Source organism: Alteromonas sp. KUL49, from assembly GCF_006538345.1.
GTDB lineage: Bacteria > Pseudomonadota > Gammaproteobacteria > Enterobacterales > Alteromonadaceae > Alteromonas.
The window spans coordinates 133,181-152,805 of the sequence record NZ_BJKL01000007.1 but is presented as its reverse complement, the minus strand read 5'-3'; the positions used below and the strand labels follow the sequence as shown (position 1 = coordinate 152,805).

Below are 19,625 nucleotides of genomic sequence, written 5' to 3'. Positions count from 1 at the left end.
TACGTATGTCAGAGACGATTTTTACTAAGATCATCAACAAAGAAATTCCTGCAGATATTTTATACGAAGATGAACTGGCGCTGGCGTTCAAAGACATTAGTCCTCGAGCACCGATACATTTCTTAGTTATTCCTAAAAAGCCCATTGCTACTATCAATGATATTGGTGAGGAAGATCGGGAAGTGGTTGGACATTTATCTTGGGTAGCGGCCAAGGTGGTTTCAGAGTTGGGCGAAGCTGAGCAAGGTTTTCGCACTGTGATGAACTGTAACGAGTTCGGTGGGCAAACGGTTTATCATATTCACCTACATGTATTAGCAGGAAAACCGCTTGGGTGGCCTCCTTACACTGAAAAGCTCAAAGAACTTGAATAAAGCCATACTGCTTTCCTGAGGCAGTCTGTCGACTGCCTCCAGCTTTTTCTTCTTACGCACTAAACTTTCGATTCAACAAGTTGAACTATTCATTGAATGTTTCGCTCCTGTTTAGAGAAGGTGATGAACGTTTTACTGCACGCTATGCACACGTCCCTGTGCGCTCGGCTTCGACATCCATGTCTCAGACGGCTGTAAAAAGTTCATCACCTTCTCTCATCGCAGCAGCATTACTGATTAACATTAATTCACTACTATTTCTCCTCCGTAAACTAAATCACTGTCTATACTCAAATGCATCGTTGAAACCCGTACGGAGCGAAAGCATGAGCAGTGATAAGAGCAGTGGTGAAGGCAAGTGCCCTTTTGTGCACGGTGGTTTAACATCAAATGAGGCAAGCAACCAAGCGTGGTGGCCGGCGAATTTGAATCTAGATATTCTCCATCAGCACGACACTAAAACAAATCCTCTTGGCGAGTCATTTGATTATAGGGAGGCGGTCAAGTCTATCGATTATGAGGGACTGAAAGCAGACCTGTTAGCGTTGATGAAGGACTCACAGCCGTGGTGGCCTGCGGACTGGGGAACCTACGCAGGGTTAATGGTCAGAATGGCCTGGCATGCGGCTGGTACTTATCGAGTGTCAGATGGTCGCGGCGGTGCTAATACTGGCAACCAGCGCTTTGCCCCGCTCAACTCTTGGCCGGATAACGGCAATTTAGACAAAGCTCGCCGACTCTTGTGGCCTATCAAGAAAAAATATGGCGATGCCCTGAGTTGGGCCGACCTCTACATCCTTGCTGGAAACATGGCCTATGAGAGTGTGGGGCTAAAACCTTTCGGTTTTGCTTTTGGAAGAGAGGATATTTGGCACCCAGAAAAAGACATTTACTGGGGTGCCGAAAAAGAGTGGTTGGCACCAAGTGACGAACGTTACGGTAGTGTGGATAAGCCGGATACTATGGAAAATCCATTAGCGGCAGTACAAATGGGACTTATCTATGTAAATCCTGAAGGCGTTAATGGTGTACCTGATCCACTAAAAACTGCAGCACAGGTGCGAGAAACTTTTGCTCGCATGGCGATGAATGATGAGGAGACAGTAGCATTGGCAGCTGGTGGACACACCATAGGCAAATGCCATGGCAATGGAGATGCAGGTTTATTGGGGCCAGAACCAGAAGGTGCAGAGCTCGAAGAGCAAGGCTTCGGCTGGATGAACCACAAGGCTCGAGGCGTCGGAAGAGATGCAGTGACCAGTGGACTTGAAGGTGCGTGGACCACTAACCCCACTAAATGGGACAATGGCTACTTTCATCTATTACTCAACTACGACTGGCAATTAACTAAGTCTCCTGCTGGTGCTCCTCAATGGGAACCTGTCAACATCAAGGAAGAAGATAAGCCCGTTGATGTTGAAGATCCATCGATTCGCGTAAATCCAATGATGACTGATGCCGACATGGCGATGAAAATGGACCCTGAATATCGAAAGATTTCTGAGCGCTTTTATCAAGACCATGCGTATTTTTCAGAGGTGTTTGCTCGAGCATGGTTTAAACTTACTCACCGAGATATGGGGCCTAAAGCCCGTTATATTGGCCCTGACGTACCGAGTGAGGACCTCGTGTGGCAAGACCCAATACCCGAAGGTGCCACTGACTACAGCGTAGATGCTATCAAGCAGGCGATTGCTGATAGCGGTTTGTCAGTGAGCGATGTTGTGTGTACTGCTTGGGACAGCGCAAGAACATTCCGAGGGTCAGACTTTAGAGGTGGGACTAACGGAGCACGCATCGCTTTAGCCCCCCAGAGCACTTGGGAGGCTAATGAGCCTGAGCGTTTGGCAAGTGTTCTTGCCGTGCTCGCTCCAATAGCCCAGGCCAATGGGGCAAGCTTAGCAGATACGATTGTAATTGCGGGAAATTGGGGAGTAGAACAAGCTGCGAGTCATGCTGGTGTAAACGTTAGCGTGCCCTTTACTCCCGGTCGTGGAGACGCAAGTAAAGAAATGACCGATATCGAATCCTTCGCGCCTCTCGAACCGGTGGCCGATGGGTTTAGAAATTACCTCAAACAAGATTTTGTGGTTAAACCTGAGGAGTCACTGTTAGATCGAGCTCAATTGATGGGGCTTACAGCACCGCAAATGACAGTACTTATTGGCGGCTTACGTGTGATCGGCACTAACTATGGCAATGGAAGTGAGGGGGTATTTACTGAATCTCTTGGGAGTTTAACTAATGACTTCTTCGTAAACCTTACAGATATGTCTTACCGCTGGGAGCCGACCGGGAAAAACAGCTACGCGATAGTTAACAGAGAAAGCGGAGAAACTACCTGGACAGCAACGCGTGTTGACTTGGTATTTGGCTCGAACTCTGTTCTGAGAGCCTACGCTGAACACTACGCTCAAGATGGTAACAAAGTGAAGTTTGTCGAGGACTTTGTCGCTGCATGGGTACAAGTTATGGACGCGGACCGTCAGTTTTAGTTCATTAGCGCCATAGGCGATTGAGAGGGCGTGCTTACGGCACGCTCTTTATTCTGCTTCAAGTACGACGGGGAATAGTCGTTAGTTACAAGGTTTTCAAAAAACGTTCCAGAAGTACCTATGAAACGCTTTGAAACTGCGGAAAATCAATGATTTCTTTAGTCTTATGTTCAATATCAATTCTTTGTTATTAAAGGTAAAAAATAGGTTAATTCTCTTCTATACTTATAAAGCTATGTTTTTTAGTTAAGAAGCGTATAGTGAAGAGATGTGTGCTCTAAGGTAATTCGCGTACCGAAGGAACAGTCTAGTAGAGCGCTAAAGTGTGATAGTGGTAATCGTTTTCCGGATTTATCACTATTTGGCCAAATGCCGATTGGATCACTTAATTAAGGTAGGATTATGTCTACGCAAAATGCACTTTCAACAATTCTTGTAGAGAAAATTAATAACGATACATTAGTACTTCCTACATTACCTGCAATTGCTTTAAAAGTAAGAAAAGCTGCAGATGACCCAGAAATAAACTTAAACGCTATGGGAGAGGTCATTGCACAAGATCCTTCTCTTAGCGCACGCATGATTAAAATTGCCAATAGTGCGTATATGGGGCGCGCAGTCAAAGTTAGCTCAATAGGCCAGGCGGTAACTAGAATCGGCCTTCGTCAAATCAAAAACATTTCTACGGCATTGGCCATGGAACAATTGTTTGTTTCTAAGAACGATGTAGTTGCTGCTTATTTGGAGAAAGAGTGGGCTAAAACCATCGAAATCGTGGCAAACGCTATGGCAACAATGCAGCTGTATGTGCAGCGTACTAAAAAACGTGAGATGAGCGTAGACTCAATGACCTTGGCGGCACTCATTCATAAAATTGGTGTACTTCCAATCCTTACAGAAGCAGAACGCCACCAAGAAGTTTTCGCAAACTCAACGTTTCTAGAAGTGGCTATTGATAAACTCTCTAGTCCTATTGGCGCAAAAATCATGGAAGAGTGGGGCTTCGGTGACTCCTTCGTTAATGTTGCTAAGTATTGGAAAGACCTGCGCTATATCCCTGAAGCGGTGAGCTACATTGATTTTGTTCGCGTAGGCGCTGTGGTAGCCGGTGCTATGGACAACCAAAAAGACGCGGTACTCAATTTGGCCATGCAACGAGGGATTATTGATGATGTCGCCGAGTTGCAATCAGACGACTTCGCCGAATTTGCGAGTGCAGCAAAAGCCATTTTTGCTTAATCACACCATCACACTTTTTTGCTGACTGTATCTCTTTTGCAGTCAGCACCTTTCTTCTTTTGTTCATACTGCACAAACAACAAAATCACCCCCAACAATAATCCCCATACTGGTGATGTGAGTGTAAACAGGGTAAACCCCGAAGCACAACACAGAATAGTTGCTAACGCTGGTGTTCTAAACTTCTCAGGGGTTAAGGCTTTTGATAGAGCGCTTTCTAGCGTAGGAAGTAGTGCTAGGCCAGCCATAAGATGAATAACCTCTTGCGGCATATTCACAAAAAGCACCACAACAGAGGAGGCTAGTAAACCCAATAGTAAGTAACCAATTCCCGCCGCCAAAGCTGCTTTGTACCTCTCACTTTTTTCCGTGTCCGCATCTTCGCTCATACAAAGAGCTGCGGTAATCGCCGCGAGGTTAAACGTAAATCCACCCAAAGGAGCAAGAGCGGCCTGTAAAACCGCAACGCCAGTAAGAATAGGTTTGTGATTTGGGTAGTACCCGTGGGCGTGGTGTATCGCTATACCCGGCAAATTTTGTGACAAGGTAGTAATAAGATACAAAGGCACGGCCAAACCAACGAATGCCGAAAGAGAAAATTCTGGCATTATCCATACTGGTGTAGGAAGCGCTAGCGTAGGGATTGGCCCATTGGTTAGCAGCGTGCTCACTGCGACAGATAGCACTAACAATGCCAACATGACGTAGCGTTGGAACATGCGCTTTCCAATAAAGTAAACAGTTAAGAAAAGTGCCACCAACCCTGGAGACGTTCCAGCATGGGTAAAAATATTGAAGCAAATCGGCAGCAAAATACCAGCAAGCAGACCGTTTGATAAAGGCGTTGGAATCTTTTTAATTAAATTGAGAAGGTAGGTACTTTGTGCTGTGATTAATGATAGTAATGCACACAAAACAAAGGCACCGATACACTCGGGTAAGCTATATTCGCTTACACTACCCAGTAAGAACGCCGCTCCGGGCGTAGACCATGCCGTTACTACCGGCATTTTAGTTATCCAAGAATAGAAAATTCCCGAAAGACCCATCCCCATGCCTAGCGCAAGTAACCAACTGGTGACCATGTCGGGTGATGCTCCAGATTGTTTGGCTAGGTCAATAATCAGTACAACTGCACTACTGTACCCAACAATCACCGCACTGAAACCCGCGGTAAAATGATTCAGTTTAAAAAACGCTCTTCACGAAAGGGTCCAAATAAAGTCATTGAAATGAAAAAATGCTATATTGTGCGTTATAACATACATAAATGCTGTGCGCTATAGCGCACGCCTGTTTTATAAAACATTAACTCGGTATTGATAAATGTGGGTCAGTAACCTAGAAGAAGGAGCGATGGACTTTTCATTGCACGCCATTACCATCCATGGGGCTCAGCTTCGGCATCCATGCCTCAGATGGCAATAAAAAGTCCATCGCTCCCTCTCTGATATACCGAACAAATTACGTACTTAATCGGCCAGTATATTTAATGCAGAGTCGTTTACTTGTTAAGAGTTAAAAGAGAACCCAATTAATGAAAGCACCTATTAATCAGGCATTAGCGAATTCGATTTCACAGCGGCTTAAGGAAATACGAGCTGAGAAAGGGCTTTCTCTTGATAAGGCCGCAGCTTTAACGGGAGTTTCTAAAGCCATGTTGGGGCAAATTGAGCGAATGGAATCAAGCCCAACTATTGCGGTATTGTGGAAGATCGCTTCTGGGCTATCCTGTTCCTTTTCAAGCTTTCTTCAAAACAGCAAGAAAGTCACTGGAAGTGATGTGGAGCAGTTTGTTGACGACCCTAATATGTCGGTTAAGACCTTATTTCCTTTTGACGCCCAAAAAGGCTTTGAGGTATTTGAGATAACTCTGAAGAACAATCATATTCAAATTTCTAGTGCACACCAGACTGGCGTCACAGAACACATTCACGTCACTGAGGGGGCACTCGGACTCAAGATAGGGGAAGAATGGATAGAAGTCGGTCAAGGTCAACAATCTATCTTGAATGCTGACCTTGATCACGGATACCGAGACAATGTAGGAAAAACAACGTTTATCGTTGTTATTCACTACCCTGTACATTAAAACGCAGTGGTTTCTAACTCGAGGGCTTTCTTCAAAAACACGATTAGCTGGTCGATCTCTGCAGACATCAGTGCGAACTCTGCGTCTAGGCGAGCCGCAACTTGGTCTTTAGGAATATCGTCGGTTTCTTCTTTGATGCGATCAGCAAATTTGATGCGTTTGATAGCGCCATCTTCAGTAATCATACCCGTGAGCGTTTCCTGATATTCAAACGCCACTTTCTGAACTAATTTACCTGCATCGAGGTGAATAGTGATTTCGTCAGAATCCAACGGTTGATTCTTGCATCGAATAACGCTTTCAGAATCATCAGAAGCTTTGAATTCAGCCTCTTCTAACAGCACAATACCATTGGGTGTTGCATCAGTTAACCAATGAGTCAATTGCGATTGAAGGCTCTGTCTTGCAAGAGGAACCACGGGAAGTGATCCGATAGCCTTGCGTATCAATGACAAATAGGTTTCGGCTTTGCCGTCTGCTGATGCATCCACAACAACGAGATTCTCTGACAATGATATATAGCCATGAGTGTAAGTATTTTTGATAAACGCTTGGGGTAGCAGACGAGTTTGAATCTCTTGTTTTAAATCACTCTTTGCTTTTTTCCCCACGGGAGCGCCAGTTTCAAGCTCAATTTTTGTCACTGCTTCATCAAGCTCAGCATTAATCACTGCGGCAGGTAGTATTTTTTCTTGCTTCTTTACCGTTATCCAAAAGCGATCTTGCACGCGGTGAAACATAACATTGTTGCTTCCTGCTTGAGAGAATGGCGATGCAAAACCCATTGTAGCGAGATCTTGGCTGCCGCACGGACGAAATGCGTTTTCGTTGAGTGCGCGATTAAGGTCCTCGTCGTTGAGAGAAAGGGGCTGGGTAAGCTGATAGGCTTTAATATTCTTAAACCACATGAATAAAGAGTCTTTCGGAAGTAAAAATGGTCGGTAAGCCTATCAATCATAGGTAGGCTAACGCAATCCTTATTGTGATATGACAGTGTTCAAATTAGCACTGTATGGGAAAACGTATGTCGTACGCTAAGCCTTTACCCAGTTCACTACTTGCTTCAATTTGGCCAGATAGTGCTTGGGTGACTAAGTTATACATAATGTGAGTACCTAAGCCGCTACCACCTTCACCACGGCGCGTAGTGAAGAAGGCATCAAACAACTTGTCTAAATGCTCTTGTTCTAATCCCTTTCCGTTGTCATCATAGTGTATGAATACGTCGTTATCGTCGTGGGTTACCGTGAGTGTAATTTCCCCCACTTGGTTTTCACTCAATCCATGGATAAGCGAATTCATCACCATGTTTGTCACGATTTGCGCAATGGCTCCAGGGGCACAACGAATAACCAAATCTTCGGGACAGGACACGTTAATCTTGTGGTTACTGTGCTTGAAGCTGGGTTTTAGTGACTGAATAATTTCGTGTAAATAACGATTGAGTTCAAATTCGCGGATTGCTTCACTCGTTTGGTCCACGGCGACTTGTTTGAAACTGGCGATAAGCTCAGATGCCCGATGTAAGTTGTTCAGTAACAAGCTTACGGTTTGGTCTGCATCTTCAATAAACATCGCCATATTCTTGGTGGTGAGTGTCTTGTCTTCAAAGCTCGACTTTAATGTAATTACTCGCTCATGTAAGAAGCTAGCTGCCGTTACGCCCACGCCAAGTGGTGTATTTACATCGTGCGCGATACCTGCAACCAATCCTCCAAGAGAGGCCATGCGCTCTGAGTCAACTAACTGGGCCTGCGCCATTTGAAGGTTTTCCATGGAATTCGCCAGCTCGTTGTTTCGATTCCGTAACTCGTCTTCAATATACTGTCTGTTTTCGTTTTCTTGACGAAGTTCTCTTTGGTTCGCAATAAGTTCATCTTTCTGCTGTTCTAGATCGAGCATGATTTGCGAAAGCGAAGCGGTCTTTTTGGCAACTTCCTGTTCAAGGATAAGGTTTTGGTCGTCTAGCTTTTTGTTGACTAATGTAAGTTGGTCTTGGGCACCTTGGAGTTTTTCGTTTGATGTGACTAGGTCATCAATAACTTGGTTGTATGAATCCTTAAGTTGTTGAAGTTCGTTGTCATCACCCAGGACAACTTTAATTTTGCTTTCAGAGGGTCTTTCAGGGTCGAAGTCCTCCATTTGGCGAGTAATTTCAGACAAGGGTTCAGACAACATGGTTCTGAATGCCGTCATAAACAAAAACACCAGGAAAGTTGTTTTCAGAATCGCATTGCCGATAAGAAAAAAGATGCCTACTTCAATACGGCTCATAATGGTGTCAAAGCTTGAGTAAAGCGTTACGTCACCCACCATGGATTCACGGCCTAAGAATTTGAAAAACAGGGGAAAGCTATAACTAAATACACCACCAACGTGGTCTTCTATAACTTCTTCTTCAATAGGAGATCTAGGGCGAGGTGCGCCAATACCAAATTCGGCAATAAATCCACCATTCTCGTCTCGTACCTGAACTCCCTCTACGATAGGTAGTTCGAGTAAGCCTTCAGCGATAGAACGGGCTTGTTCATTGTTAAGCTCCCATATCGCTCTTGTTAAACTGGTGGAAAAGGTATTCTTAAGAGTTTGAAGTTCGTCTTCGACGTGGTTTTTGGTACTTAGGTACTCTGTGAAAATCTGACCAGCCGTCACTATAAGCGTGAGAATAAAGTAAACCGAAAGTACTCTTGTGAGAAGTTTTCGTGATAACCCTGTCTTCACGGCTGCCATTTATCAACCCGCCCTTTGTTGATTACATGTTAATCCTAAGCCAAGAATATGCGTAAACGCCTGAATAAACAAGCGGACTAGCCAAAAGACTAAAGCAAAAAACTTTGTCTAAAACTTGACACATTAATGTCATCGTTTTAATAAAAGTGTCATAGACCCCATTAATAATAACGGCGTTTTGTGATGACTAGGAAAGTATCGATGTCCCGTACAATACTGGTGGTTGAGGATGAAGCCCCGATCCGCGAGATGTTAAAGTTTGTGCTTGAGCAATCTGGCTTTAGCGTGATTGAAGCTGAAGATTACGATATTGCACAAGAAAAACTGGTTGAACCGTATCCCGATCTTATTCTTTTAGATTGGATGCTACCTGGTGGTAGTGGTGTTCAGTTAGCAAAGAGCCTGAAGCAACACGAGTTTACTCGTGATATTCCGGTAATAATGCTAACCGCCCGTGGCGAAGAGGAAGATAAGATTCGCGGCTTAGACGCCGGTGCTGACGATTACGTCACTAAGCCTTTTTCGCCGAAGGAGCTTATTGCACGTATAAAAGCCGTCATGCGTCGTGTTACGCCAACGTCCAGCGAAGAACCTATCGAGTTTAATGGACTGAAGCTCGAGCCTGTGTCTCATCGTGTAATGGCAAATGAAGTGCCGTTAGATATGGGCCCTACTGAGTTTAAATTGCTGCACTTTTTTATGACACACCCAGAACGTGTATACAGCAGAGAGTTATTGCTTGATAATGTTTGGGGAACAAATGTTTACGTTGAGGATCGTACGGTTGACGTACATATTCGTCGTTTGAGAAAAGCTATTTCTCGCAACGGTCACGACGCTATGATCCAAACCGTGCGTGGTGCAGGATATCGATTCTCCACTAAGTTATAGTAACTATTGCGGTTCGAACAATAAGGTTTGACCCGCACCACCGGGTTTTCAAAATTTTAGGGCTCAATCCAATATGTATTATCCTTTCTCTTGGTTGAGAAGTACGCTCAGGCTAGCGCTTTACTTAGTGGCGTTTGCGTTAATCGGATGGTACTTGGATGACATGCTTGTAGCCGTGGCTATAGGTGCTACCATTCTGCTTGTGTTCAATTATTGGCACCTCTACAAGCTTAACCGTTGGTTGTGGCATAGCCGTAAAATGTCTCCCCCCACAGTGAAGGGCATGTGGGAGCACATTTATGAAGGGATTTACTACCTTCAACGTCGAAACCGCAATAAACGTAAAGAGCTAGGAGCTCTTGTAAAGCGTTTCAGAGAGGGTTCAGAAGCACTGCCAGATGCTGCGGTCGTGGTTGATGCCAAAGCGTGTATTATTTGGTGTAATCGACTGGCACGCTTGGATTTAGGGTTGAAGTGGCCTCAGGATGCTGGTCGACGCATTGACAATCTGCTCCGTCATCCTGACTTTATTCAATATTTTCATACAGGTAATTTTAAATATCCTATTGAAGTGCCGTCGCCAACAAACCCCAACAAAACCTTTGAATACCGTATTATGCCCTATGGCGAAGAGCACCTTCTGCTTATTGCTCGAGATATCACTCGAGTGTCCCAGTTAGAAGAGATGCGTAAAGACTTTGTCGCTAACGTTTCTCATGAACTTAGAACACCATTGACGGTTATTAACGGTTACTTAGAGCTCTTTCCCGAAGATCAGGAACAAGACCCCTTTGTTGCGAAGGCCCTTCAAGAAATGACGTCACAAACCCAGCGCATGCAAAATCTCATTGAGGATTTACTGGTGTTGTCACGTATCGAAGCAAGCTCTGAACGCATTTATGAGAATGTAGTGAATATACCCGCAGTGCTTTCACAAATTGAGCGAGAGGCCAATGCACTCAATAAAGACAAAGGACACAAGATCTCCTTCCATGTCGACCCTGATTTAACAGTGTTTGGCGTAGAAACTGAGCTGCGCAGTGCTTGTTCTAATCTGGTGTTTAATGCCGTGAACTATACACCGCCAGGCGGTGAGATAAGTGTTTATTGGGAACATTCTGACAATGGTGTTTCGTTCGCTGTTGTTGATAATGGCGATGGTATTGAGGCATCTCACCTAAATCGCCTCACAGAAAGGTTTTATCGCGTCGATAAAGCTCGCTCTAGAAAAACCGGTGGTTCTGGGTTGGGGCTATCCATTGTTAAACACGTGTTGAGTCACCACAACTCTCGACTGGATATTCAAAGTAAAGTAGGGGAAGGTAGTCGCTTCTCGTTTGTACTTGATAGAGAACTCATTGCGGAGCAACTATAAATGAATAGATGGTTTAAGCGTTGCTTAATCGCAGTGGGTACAATGCTTATCTGTTCTGGTGTTTGCGCAAATGATGTCCCTGCTTATGAGCGCCAACCGGGCGTAGCAGGGAAGATAACATCGGTAGGGTCCGATACGCTTGCCAACCTCATGACGTTTTGGTCTCAGGAGTTCAAAACGCTATACCCTCAAGTGAGTTTTCAAATTCAAGCTTCAGGATCTTCAACTGCACCCCCAGCGCTTATTGAAGGAACTGCCACAATCGGTCCAATGAGCCGAGAACTCAAACCCAGTGAGGTCAGAGATTTTGTCCTCAAACACGGGTATCCGCCTACGGTGTTGAGAGTCGCGATGGACGCTATTGCCATTTTTGTTGAAAGACGTAATCCGTTGGAAGGGTTAACACTGCAGCAGGTGGATGCTATTTTTTCTCAGACGCAGTTTTGCGGCAACAATACCCCTCTCCAATATTGGGAGCAACTTGGGATCACAGGAGAAGCCTACAAAGCACCTATCCGTCTTTATGGTCGAAACTCGGTGTCTGGTACCTATGGATTGTTTAAAATAATGGCACTGTGTGACGGTGATTTTCGTCAAACCGTCAATGAACAACCGGGCTCCGCTTCTGTTGTGCTGTCTGTAGCGTCCGGTAAGGGCACCATGGGTTATGCTGCCTATGGATACAAGACAGCTGGTGTTAGAGCATTGCCTCTTGGGCAGAGTGAAGATTCGTTAGTTCCTCTCACCATAGACACAGTAAGAAATGAATCTTACCCTTTTGCTCGTTTTCTCTATTTGGTCATCAATAAAAAGCCAGGCGAACCGCTACCTATTCTCGAGAGGGAATTTCTTCGATTCATCCTTTCGAAGCAAGGACAACAACAGGTGGTTCGAGACGGTTATTTTCCGATCCGCGAAGATGTGCTTTTGAGGCAGAGGCGTCTGCTTGATGAAACCAGTTCGTCCTAGTACTTTACCGCCAAAATGGCGTCAGTGGTTAAAAAACGTGTTGCCCACGGCATCGCCGGAAAAAGTGTGTGAAACACTAGTCAACGAAGGATTTACCGCCCAACAGATTATCAGTGCAATGGGTAAAAATTTCCCCGAACATATCAAGTTACCTGACGATGATAAATTCTATTTACAGCACGCAACGCCTGCGGTACTGAAAAACCCAAACTGTAAGTCTATTTGCAGTGATTTACCCATCTACTCCATTGACAATGTGTTCAGTCAGAGTGAGTGCAGGAAAATAGTCGATTTGACGAGCGGTATGCTAACACCCTCGAAAATCATGGTACCACAAGAAAAAGACTACCAAGATTACCGCACTTCTCGCACCTGCTATTTACACCAAACTAAAGATCCTTTCATCGACAGTATTGAAGATAGAATCTGGGGACTAGTTTCCCCTCAGCGTGGCGGCGGTGAAACCATACAAGCACAGCATTACAGTGCTGGTGAATACTATAAACCCCATCATGATTTTTTTGCCCCAGGTACAGAGAGCTTCAAACGCTCAGGCAGAGAGGGAGGGCAACGTACTTGGACTTGCATGATTTACATTACTTGTCCTGAAAAAGGTGGCGCAACTCACTTTCTCGAGCCGGATCTATTGGTCGAACCAGTACCTGGAAAGGCTATACTTTGGAATAACTTACACACCGATGGTACCCCCAACTATGCGCTGCGCCATCAAGCCTTACCTGTCGAAAAGGGTGAGAAATTGGTCTTGACAAAGTGGTTTAGAACAAGAAAACACCACCAAAATCAAAGAATAAGTAACAAAGGTAAGCGAACGACCAAGCCAGTAGCTCATTTTTTAAAAAAACTAGTATGAAACTTTTGTGACAGAACTGTTATGTAACAAATGTGTCATTTACCTTAGGTAAAGTTCCTGCGTTTTCTAAATCCATAATTATATCTGCACTTGGAGCAACGAATGGAACTTAAGCACTTATTTCAGGCATCAGCAATCACAGCTGCGCTTGTTTTAGCCGGTTGTGGCGGCGACATCAACATCAGTGAAGGCGACATCGACAACAGTGTTACTAATAACACCACAAACAACGGTGGTGGCGATACGCCAACTACGCCAACTGATCCAGTTGACACTCGCCCAGGTGAGCCAAGCACGTTCTTGAGCACGCAAGTATCTGAAGCTTTTGGTACTGACGTGGAAGTTCGCGTTTTAACTGGTCGCCTAACTGACGCAGACGCTGATGACAGCGGTAAAATCGTTTTAACCAACGACACAGTTTGGACACTTGAAGGTCCAGTTTTTGTTGGTAACGACAACGCTGATAGCACAGTGCTTGAAATTGAAGAAGGTACTATCGTATTCGGTCGTACTGGTGCTGATTACCTAGTTATTAGCCGTGGCTCTCAAATCGAAGCAATGGGTACTTCTGATAGCCCAGTTATCATGACTTCATACAACGACGTTATTGGTGACGAAGTTGGTGCTGGTCAATGGGGTGGTGTGGTTATTCTTGGTAACGCGCCATCAACTAAATGTCCAACTGACGGCTCTGACTGTGCACTTCAAGTTGAAGGTGCAGAAGAAGGTGCAGTATTTGGCGGTACTAACTCAGCTGATGATTCTGGTACGCTTAACTACTTCGTTGTTAAATACGCAGGTTTCGAAATCGCGCCTGATAACGAACTAAACGGTATCACCTTTGGTGGTGTTGGTTCTGGTACTGAAGTTGATTACATTCAGGTTCATGGCAATGCCGATGACGGTGTTGAGTTCTTCGGTGGCTCAGTTAACGCAAAACACGTAGTGCTTACTGGCAACCAAGATGACTCTGTAGACTGGGACAACGGCTACAACGGTAAGCTTCAGTATGTATTCGTTCAACACGCTACTGACAACTCAGACGCTAACCGCGGTATCGAGGGTGATGGTGACGGCGGTGAAGGTACTGACTTCTCTCTACCTATGATTTCAAACATGACGGTTATCGGTAATACTTTCGATACCGCAGATGCAGATTCTGAAGGTCTTCTTCTTCGCGACCAAACTGGTGCACACCTAATGAATTTCCTTCTTACTGGCCCTGAAGGCATGGGCGAGTGTTTGGAGATGGACACTGACGATACAGTTCAAGGTAACTTATCTGACGGTGACCTAACGATGACTTACTCTGTTATCGCATGTTCTGAAGCATTCAATACACCAGACGGTGCGGTTGACCTAGAAACATGGTTCACTGGCCAAGACGGTAACCAGCTTATCGCGTTTGAAGATCGTGCAAACATTGGTATGAACATCGACGGTTCACTAACTTCTGAAAGTACGCTTCTCACTGCTGGTGGCGATGCTGCAACTATGGACGCGTTCTTTGATACAACAACTTTCGTTGGTGCTGTTGGTGCAACTGACTGGCGTGAAGGTTGGGCATTTGGTTTCGGCGGTGGTGAAATCGAACTTGTTCAAACCGCTTCTGGTTGCCCAGCGGGTACTACATCAATCACACCTGTAGACGGCTCTACGACTACGTGTGAAGTATCAGGTACTATCACGTCTGACCTACGCCTAACTGAAGGCAACTACTACGCACTATCTGGTGCAGTATTTGTAGGTGGTGACAACGAGAACAGTGCAACTCTAACTGTAGACCCAGGTGTAACAGTTTACGGTGCTTCTGGTAACGACTACTTAGTTATTAGCCGCGGTTCTGAAATCAACGCAAACGGCGACGCTGCAGACCCAATTACTTTCACTTCAAGAGATCACGTTGTTGGCGGTCTAGAAGCCGGTGAAGCTGGCCAGTGGGGTGGTATGATCATCCTAGGTAACGGTGAATCTACTAAGTGCCCTACTGACGGTTCTTCATGTGCACTTCAAGTAGAAGGCGCACAAGAAGGTGCAGTATTCGGTGGTACAGACAACACTGAAAGCTCAGGTACACTTCGCTATGTACGTGTAATGCACGGTGGTTTCGAAATCGCACCTGACAACGAACTTAACGGTATCACTTTTGGTGGTGTTGGTTCAGGTACTATTGTTGAATACCTACAAGTACACAAAAACGCAGATGACGGCGTAGAGTTCTTCGGCGGTGCAGTTAACCTTAAGTATGTTGCGCTAACTGGTATCCAAGATGATTCAGTAGACTGGGACAACGGTTACCAAGGCAAGCTTCAGTTCGTTATTGTTAAGCACGCTGATGACAACTCGGATGCTAACCGCGCGATTGAAGGTGACGGCGACGGTGGTGAAGGTACTGACTTCTCTAACCCAATGGTTGCTAACATGACCATTATCGGCAACACATTCGATACTGCAGACGCTGACTCTGAAGGTGTTCTACTTCGCGACCAAACTAACGCTCAACTATACAACTTCGTAGTGACTGGCCCTGCAGGCATGGGTGAGTGTTTCGAAGCTGACCTGAGCGACGGTGACACAACGCTTCTAGCTAACATGGACGGTACGAATGACCCTCAGCTTACTTTTGAATCTTCAGTACTAGCATGTGCTGAGAACATCAAAGACTCAGGTGATTTCAACCAAGAAGCTTGGTTCACTGCGCAAACTGGCAACAGCTTGCTAGACAATACTGCTTCAGTATTGAACGGTATCTACACAGTTAATGACACAACACCTACGGACGTATCAGCTATCGATAGCTTCTTTATGTCAGTTGACTTTGTAGGTGCGGTTAAAGATGCAGACAACGACTGGACTACTGGCTGGACAGTTGGTCTTGAGTAAGACCCCGCACTTCTAACCTGCGATTAAGCAAGTACGTTGCGCGAGTGGCGTACTTGCTTTCAAGTTTGTAATACACGGTTTTCCGTGAGAAAAAATTCGCTTTCGAAGAGGTTAATTATGAACAGACCTGCTAACAGGTTTCTTCTAAAACCCATCACTTTAGCCGTTGCTATGGGCATGACGCTCCCAGCAACTACTATTTCTGCGCAAGAGTCAGACGAAGACAATGTGATTGAAGAAGTAGTAGCTACAGGTACTCGATTAAAAGGTACCGCTACGGCTGTTATGGAAGAACGCAAGAACCAAGCGTTTGTTGCTGATATCATGGGCGCGGAACAGATTTCCCGTACCGGTGATAGCGATGCAGCGGGCGCACTACGCCGTGTAACAGGTTTGACCCTGGTTGATGGTCGATTCATTTACGTTCGTGGTTTGGGTGAACGTTATTCATCTACTCAGCTAAATGGCGCGATCGTACCTAGCCCGGATCCTACCCGTAACGTAATTCCGTTAGATTTATTCCCGGCGAGTATCATTGAGAGCTTAGCGGTACAGAAATCTTACTCACCTTCAATGCCAGCGGCATTTGGTGGTGGTAATGTTGATATCCGTCTGAAGTCTATTCCAACGCAGAAAGTATTCAACGTATCTGCAGCAGTAGGCATTGATACCGAAACTACCGGCGACGTTATCGCCTATGAAGGTGGCGATCGCGACTGGTTTGGTGAAGACGACGGCAACCGTGCCGTTTCTGCAGAAATTCAAGAACGTTGGGATAGCAAAAACTTTCTAGATGACTTAGAGCCTAGTGAAGCCCTTGAGCTTTTCAAAGGCATCAAGCGCGACTACGGTACGTTTGAAGAAAGTGCTGACCCAGACATGCGTTTTAACGTTACCCTAGGTAATAGTTACGATTATGACGATGATTGGCGTTTTGGTTTCTTACTGACATCTCGTTATTCTGCGCAGACCCGTGCGAGTGAAGAATATGAACTACAAGACCCAGATTTAGTGGGTGATAACATTGTAAACGTTCGCTTCTTCGATGATATTCGCGGTACAGAAAAAACAGTCACATGGTCTACCCTGTTGACCATGGGTGTGGATTACAACCGTAACCACCGTATTGATTACAGTGTTATTGCGCTGAACGACACACGTGACGAAGTACGTGAAATGTTTGGTAATACCGAAAACTTGAGTATTGCTGAAGGCCTTCGTATTCGCGATATCGACGTACAATACGAAGAACGTACGCTGTACACCAATCAAATCAAAGGTATGCATACCTTCCCAGAGCTAAACTTTATGGGTGTTGATTGGACTTACTCTTTGGGTCGCTCAGTACGTAATGCGCCAGGTAACTTTAATACGCGCTTCGTTATTCAAGACGCGAATGAAGACGGTGTTTTTGATTTAGATACGGAAATGGGCCTAGCGGATGCGCAAACTGCTGCTCGTTATACCTTCCAAAACCTACACGATCGCCTAGAAAACTTTGGTTACAACGTTACCTACCCAACTATGTTTGGTAAGTGGGAAACGGAATTCAAAGTAGGTGCGAGTTTTGTGACTAAGACGCGTACTGCGGAAAACCGCCGTTTTGACATTAATACCCTAGGTGTTGAAGACCGTTCAATTCTTGCGGGTAGTGATTTCGGTGAAATCTTCAGTGATAGCGTACTAGAGACAATTGAGCTGTCTAGTCGCCCACTTATTCGTGATACTACCATTGCTGGTGATGATTACGTCGCGGGTCAAAAGATTGATGCTTACTACTTTGAAGCTGATTTCTTCTACGACAACAAGTGGCGTTTCACGGGTGGTGCACGTTGGGAAGACTTCCGTCAGGTGGTTGCTCCACTTGATCCTCGAACTAACCAGTTCGACTTGAGCGACGAAGATGACCGATCACAATTAGCGTTCCAAGAAGATGCTTTCTATCCTGCGCTAGCGGTAACTTACTTCCTTGAAGATGATATGCAACTTCGTGCGAGTGTTGGTCAAACCGTAGTACGTCCAGACCTTCGTGAAGTATCTGCGGCGACTTACCTTGACCCACTGACTAACTTCCCAATTGCGGGTACACCTGGTGTACAAACTACAGATATCATTAACTATGATGTTCGTTGGGAATGGTATCGTGAAGCGGGTAACAATGTTTCTGTAGGTTTGTTCTACAAAGACATGGAAAACCCTATTGAATCTGTTCAGTCTCCTGCACAGGACGGACCGCCACTTATCCGTATTGCTAACGCCGAATCTGGTGAAGTGTACGGTGTGGAAGTTGAATTCCTTCAGGGTTTAGAGTTCATTGGAACGGGTATCTGGGATAACTTGTTTGTTACAGGTAACGTCACAGTCAGTGACTCTGAAATCGTGTTAGATCGTCAGAACATTGTTGAACAAACGGGTGTTTCTGCGGCAATCACCAATGAAGTACGCCGTATGACAGGTCACTCTGAATACGTTTTAAACTTGCAGTTGGGCTTTGACTCAGACAACGGTGAACACTCAGCTTCTGTTGTGTACAACGTATTTGGTGAGCGTATTCTTATTGCTGGTATCGATGGTTTCGATGACAGTTATGAGCAGCCATTCCACTCATTAGACGTGGTCTACAAGTACTATCCTGACTTTAATAGCACTGTCACATTTAGAGTACAAAATGTACTCGGTGAAGATAGAGAAATTTCTTTCGAAGATACGCTATTAAGGTCTGAAACAAGAGGTACAAGTTTTAGGGTTTCGTACAAATACGATTTCTAATCAACCTCTTATAAAAAAGGCCGCCATCGCGGCCTTTTTTGATCTAATGCGCTTTAATCAGTTCAAAAGTTTTATGACAGTCATGTAATAAAACTGTCATAGAAAATCCCTATCCTACGCGCAGAATTTTATAGTCGGAAAAGTCCGGTTTCTTTTAACTTTAAAGGTTTGAACGTATGAAGCTTATCAATGCTTTGCTTGTTGCAGGTACGCTCGCTGCGGCCCCAGCGCTCGCACAAGACGATGATGTCTTAAAACCCGTTGTCGATTCGGCAGCACAAATCAATGAATCTGCTGCTAGTTCGCAGGAAACCATCAACGGCATCACTGATCAAATTGATGACAAACTACAACAGTTCAAAACGTTGATGAAAGAAATTGAAGGTCTTGAAGTTTATAACGGCCAATTAGGTCGCCAGATTAACAATCAAGAACAAGAAATGGCTGACCTAAATGCAGCAATCGATGAAGTATCGGTTGTTGAGCGTCAAATCACTCCACTCATGCTTCGTATGATTGATGGTCTTGAACAGTTCATCGCGTTGGACGTTCCGTTCCTTCCTCAAGAGCGTACAGACCGTATCGCAGACCTTAAATCGATGATGGATCGCGCCGATGTTGCAGCATCTGAGAAATTCCGTCGTGTAATGGAAGCTTATCAAATTGAGATGGATTACGGCCGTACAATGGAAGCCTACAGCGGTATCCACACTATCAGTGGTCAAGAGCGTGACGTTGAGTTTTTACGCTTAGGCCGCACTGCACTTATGTACCAAACTCGTGATGCCAGCCTTCAAGGTGTTTGGAATAAGCAAACCCGCCAATGGGAAGAGCTAGACAGCAGCTACCGTACTCAAATTACTAAAGGGTTACGCATGGCTAAGAAGCAACTAGCACCAGATTTGTTAATGATGCCAGTGGCTATTACGGACTAAGA

14 protein-coding genes are annotated in these 19,625 nt (G+C 45.1%); 11 read left to right on the top strand and 3 right to left on the bottom strand.

Annotated elements, in window-relative coordinates:
- The first annotated feature begins 5 nt into the window (after positions 1-5).
- The 3 genes from EYS00_RS13635 to EYS00_RS13625 all read left to right on the top strand — a co-directional run bounded on the left by EYS00_RS13635 (position 6) and on the right by EYS00_RS13625 (position 4,108).
- The gene (locus EYS00_RS13635; protein ID WP_130637525.1) at positions 6-374 is read left to right on the top strand and encodes a histidine triad nucleotide-binding protein; all 369 of its coding nucleotides are present in this window, start codon (positions 6-8) and stop codon (positions 372-374) included.
- A 326-nt stretch (positions 375-700) separates the two neighbouring features.
- Positions 701-2,869, top strand: coding sequence for a catalase/peroxidase HPI (gene katG / locus EYS00_RS13630; RefSeq protein WP_130637523.1), 2,169 nt, complete (start codon positions 701-703; stop codon positions 2,867-2,869).
- A gap of 402 nt (positions 2,870-3,271) precedes the next feature.
- Positions 3,272-4,108, top strand: coding sequence for an HDOD domain-containing protein (locus tag EYS00_RS13625; protein ID WP_130637520.1), 837 nt, complete (start codon positions 3,272-3,274; stop codon positions 4,106-4,108).
- Positions 4,109-4,116: 8 nt separating this feature from the next.
- Here the strand turns inward: EYS00_RS13625 and EYS00_RS13620 are convergent, their stop codons facing one another.
- Positions 4,117-5,295 carry a benzoate/H(+) symporter BenE family transporter gene (locus EYS00_RS13620; protein ID WP_130637518.1) on the bottom strand — a complete coding sequence of 393 codons (1,179 nt, stop codon included), beginning with the start codon at positions 5,293-5,295 and terminating at the stop codon, positions 4,117-4,119.
- A 350-nt stretch (positions 5,296-5,645) separates the two neighbouring features.
- On the opposite strand from EYS00_RS13620, the gene EYS00_RS13615 reads away from it, so the two are divergent.
- Positions 5,646-6,200 carry a helix-turn-helix domain-containing protein gene (locus EYS00_RS13615; protein WP_130637516.1) on the top strand — a complete coding sequence of 185 codons (555 nt, stop codon included), beginning with the start codon at positions 5,646-5,648 and terminating at the stop codon, positions 6,198-6,200.
- On the opposite strand, the gene rdgC is transcribed toward EYS00_RS13615, so the two are convergent.
- Positions 6,197-7,108 carry a recombination-associated protein RdgC gene (gene rdgC / locus EYS00_RS13610; protein ID WP_130637514.1) on the bottom strand — a complete coding sequence of 304 codons (912 nt, stop codon included), beginning with the start codon at positions 7,106-7,108 and terminating at the stop codon, positions 6,197-6,199. The genes EYS00_RS13615 and rdgC overlap by 4 nt on opposite strands.
- Before the next feature lie 94 nt (positions 7,109-7,202).
- Positions 7,203-8,930, bottom strand: coding sequence for a sensor histidine kinase (locus EYS00_RS13605; protein WP_130637512.1), 1,728 nt, complete (start codon positions 8,928-8,930; stop codon positions 7,203-7,205).
- A 201-nt stretch (positions 8,931-9,131) separates the two neighbouring features.
- Between EYS00_RS13605 and phoB the strand changes: the two genes are divergently transcribed.
- From phoB to EYS00_RS13570, 7 genes are all read left to right on the top strand, one after another.
- Positions 9,132-9,821, top strand: coding sequence for a phosphate regulon transcriptional regulator PhoB (gene phoB / locus EYS00_RS13600; RefSeq protein WP_130637510.1), 690 nt, complete (start codon positions 9,132-9,134; stop codon positions 9,819-9,821).
- 73 nt (positions 9,822-9,894) lie between these two features.
- Positions 9,895-11,196 (top strand): phosphate regulon sensor histidine kinase PhoR, encoded by a 1,302-nt coding sequence (phoR, locus tag EYS00_RS13595; RefSeq protein WP_130637508.1) that lies wholly within the window; start codon positions 9,895-9,897, stop codon positions 11,194-11,196.
- A complete protein-coding gene (locus EYS00_RS13590; protein ID WP_130637506.1) occupies positions 11,197-12,165 on the top strand; it encodes a PstS family phosphate ABC transporter substrate-binding protein in 969 nt (322 codons plus the stop codon). It abuts the gene before it with no gap.
- Positions 12,146-13,036, top strand: a complete 891-nt coding sequence (locus EYS00_RS13585) for a 2OG-Fe(II) oxygenase (protein WP_130637504.1) — start codon at positions 12,146-12,148, stop codon at positions 13,034-13,036. The genes EYS00_RS13590 and EYS00_RS13585 overlap by 20 nt, the downstream gene beginning before the upstream one ends.
- Before the next feature lie 102 nt (positions 13,037-13,138).
- Positions 13,139-15,919 (top strand): hypothetical protein, encoded by a 2,781-nt coding sequence (locus EYS00_RS13580; RefSeq protein WP_130637502.1) that lies wholly within the window; start codon positions 13,139-13,141, stop codon positions 15,917-15,919.
- 117 nt (positions 15,920-16,036) lie between these two features.
- A complete protein-coding gene (locus EYS00_RS13575) occupies positions 16,037-18,688 on the top strand; it encodes a TonB-dependent receptor domain-containing protein (RefSeq protein ID WP_130637496.1) in 2,652 nt (883 codons plus the stop codon).
- A 176-nt stretch (positions 18,689-18,864) separates the two neighbouring features.
- On the top strand, positions 18,865-19,623 hold the full coding sequence (locus tag EYS00_RS13570) for a DUF3450 domain-containing protein (protein ID WP_130637494.1): 759 nt from the start codon (positions 18,865-18,867) through the stop codon (positions 19,621-19,623).
- Positions 19,624-19,625 lie beyond the last annotated feature (2 nt).

What these genes read in the sequence shown, in the direction of transcription:
- katG (WP_130637523.1), top strand. Translation starts at nt 701, where the DNA reads ATGAGCAGTGATAAGAGCAGTGGTGAAGGCAAGTGCCCTTTTGTGCAC.
- EYS00_RS13580 (WP_130637502.1), top strand. Translation starts at nt 13,139, where the DNA reads ATGGAACTTAAGCACTTATTTCAGGCATCAGCAATCACAGCTGCGCTT.
- EYS00_RS13590 (WP_130637506.1), top strand. Translation starts at nt 11,197, where the DNA reads ATGAATAGATGGTTTAAGCGTTGCTTAATCGCAGTGGGTACAATGCTT.
- EYS00_RS13615 (WP_130637516.1), top strand. Translation starts at nt 5,646, where the DNA reads ATGAAAGCACCTATTAATCAGGCATTAGCGAATTCGATTTCACAGCGG.
- EYS00_RS13575 (WP_130637496.1), top strand. Translation starts at nt 16,037, where the DNA reads ATGAACAGACCTGCTAACAGGTTTCTTCTAAAACCCATCACTTTAGCC.
- rdgC (WP_130637514.1), bottom strand. Translation starts at nt 7,108, where the DNA reads ATGTGGTTTAAGAATATTAAAGCCTATCAGCTTACCCAGCCCCTTTCT.
- EYS00_RS13585 (WP_130637504.1), top strand. Translation starts at nt 12,146, where the DNA reads ATGAAACCAGTTCGTCCTAGTACTTTACCGCCAAAATGGCGTCAGTGG.
- phoB (WP_130637510.1), top strand. Translation starts at nt 9,132, where the DNA reads ATGTCCCGTACAATACTGGTGGTTGAGGATGAAGCCCCGATCCGCGAG.
- EYS00_RS13635 (WP_130637525.1), top strand. Translation starts at nt 6, where the DNA reads ATGTCAGAGACGATTTTTACTAAGATCATCAACAAAGAAATTCCTGCA.
- phoR (WP_130637508.1), top strand. Translation starts at nt 9,895, where the DNA reads ATGTATTATCCTTTCTCTTGGTTGAGAAGTACGCTCAGGCTAGCGCTT.
- EYS00_RS13570 (WP_130637494.1), top strand. Translation starts at nt 18,865, where the DNA reads ATGAAGCTTATCAATGCTTTGCTTGTTGCAGGTACGCTCGCTGCGGCC.
- EYS00_RS13625 (WP_130637520.1), top strand. Translation starts at nt 3,272, where the DNA reads ATGTCTACGCAAAATGCACTTTCAACAATTCTTGTAGAGAAAATTAAT.
- EYS00_RS13605 (WP_130637512.1), bottom strand. Translation starts at nt 8,930, where the DNA reads ATGGCAGCCGTGAAGACAGGGTTATCACGAAAACTTCTCACAAGAGTA.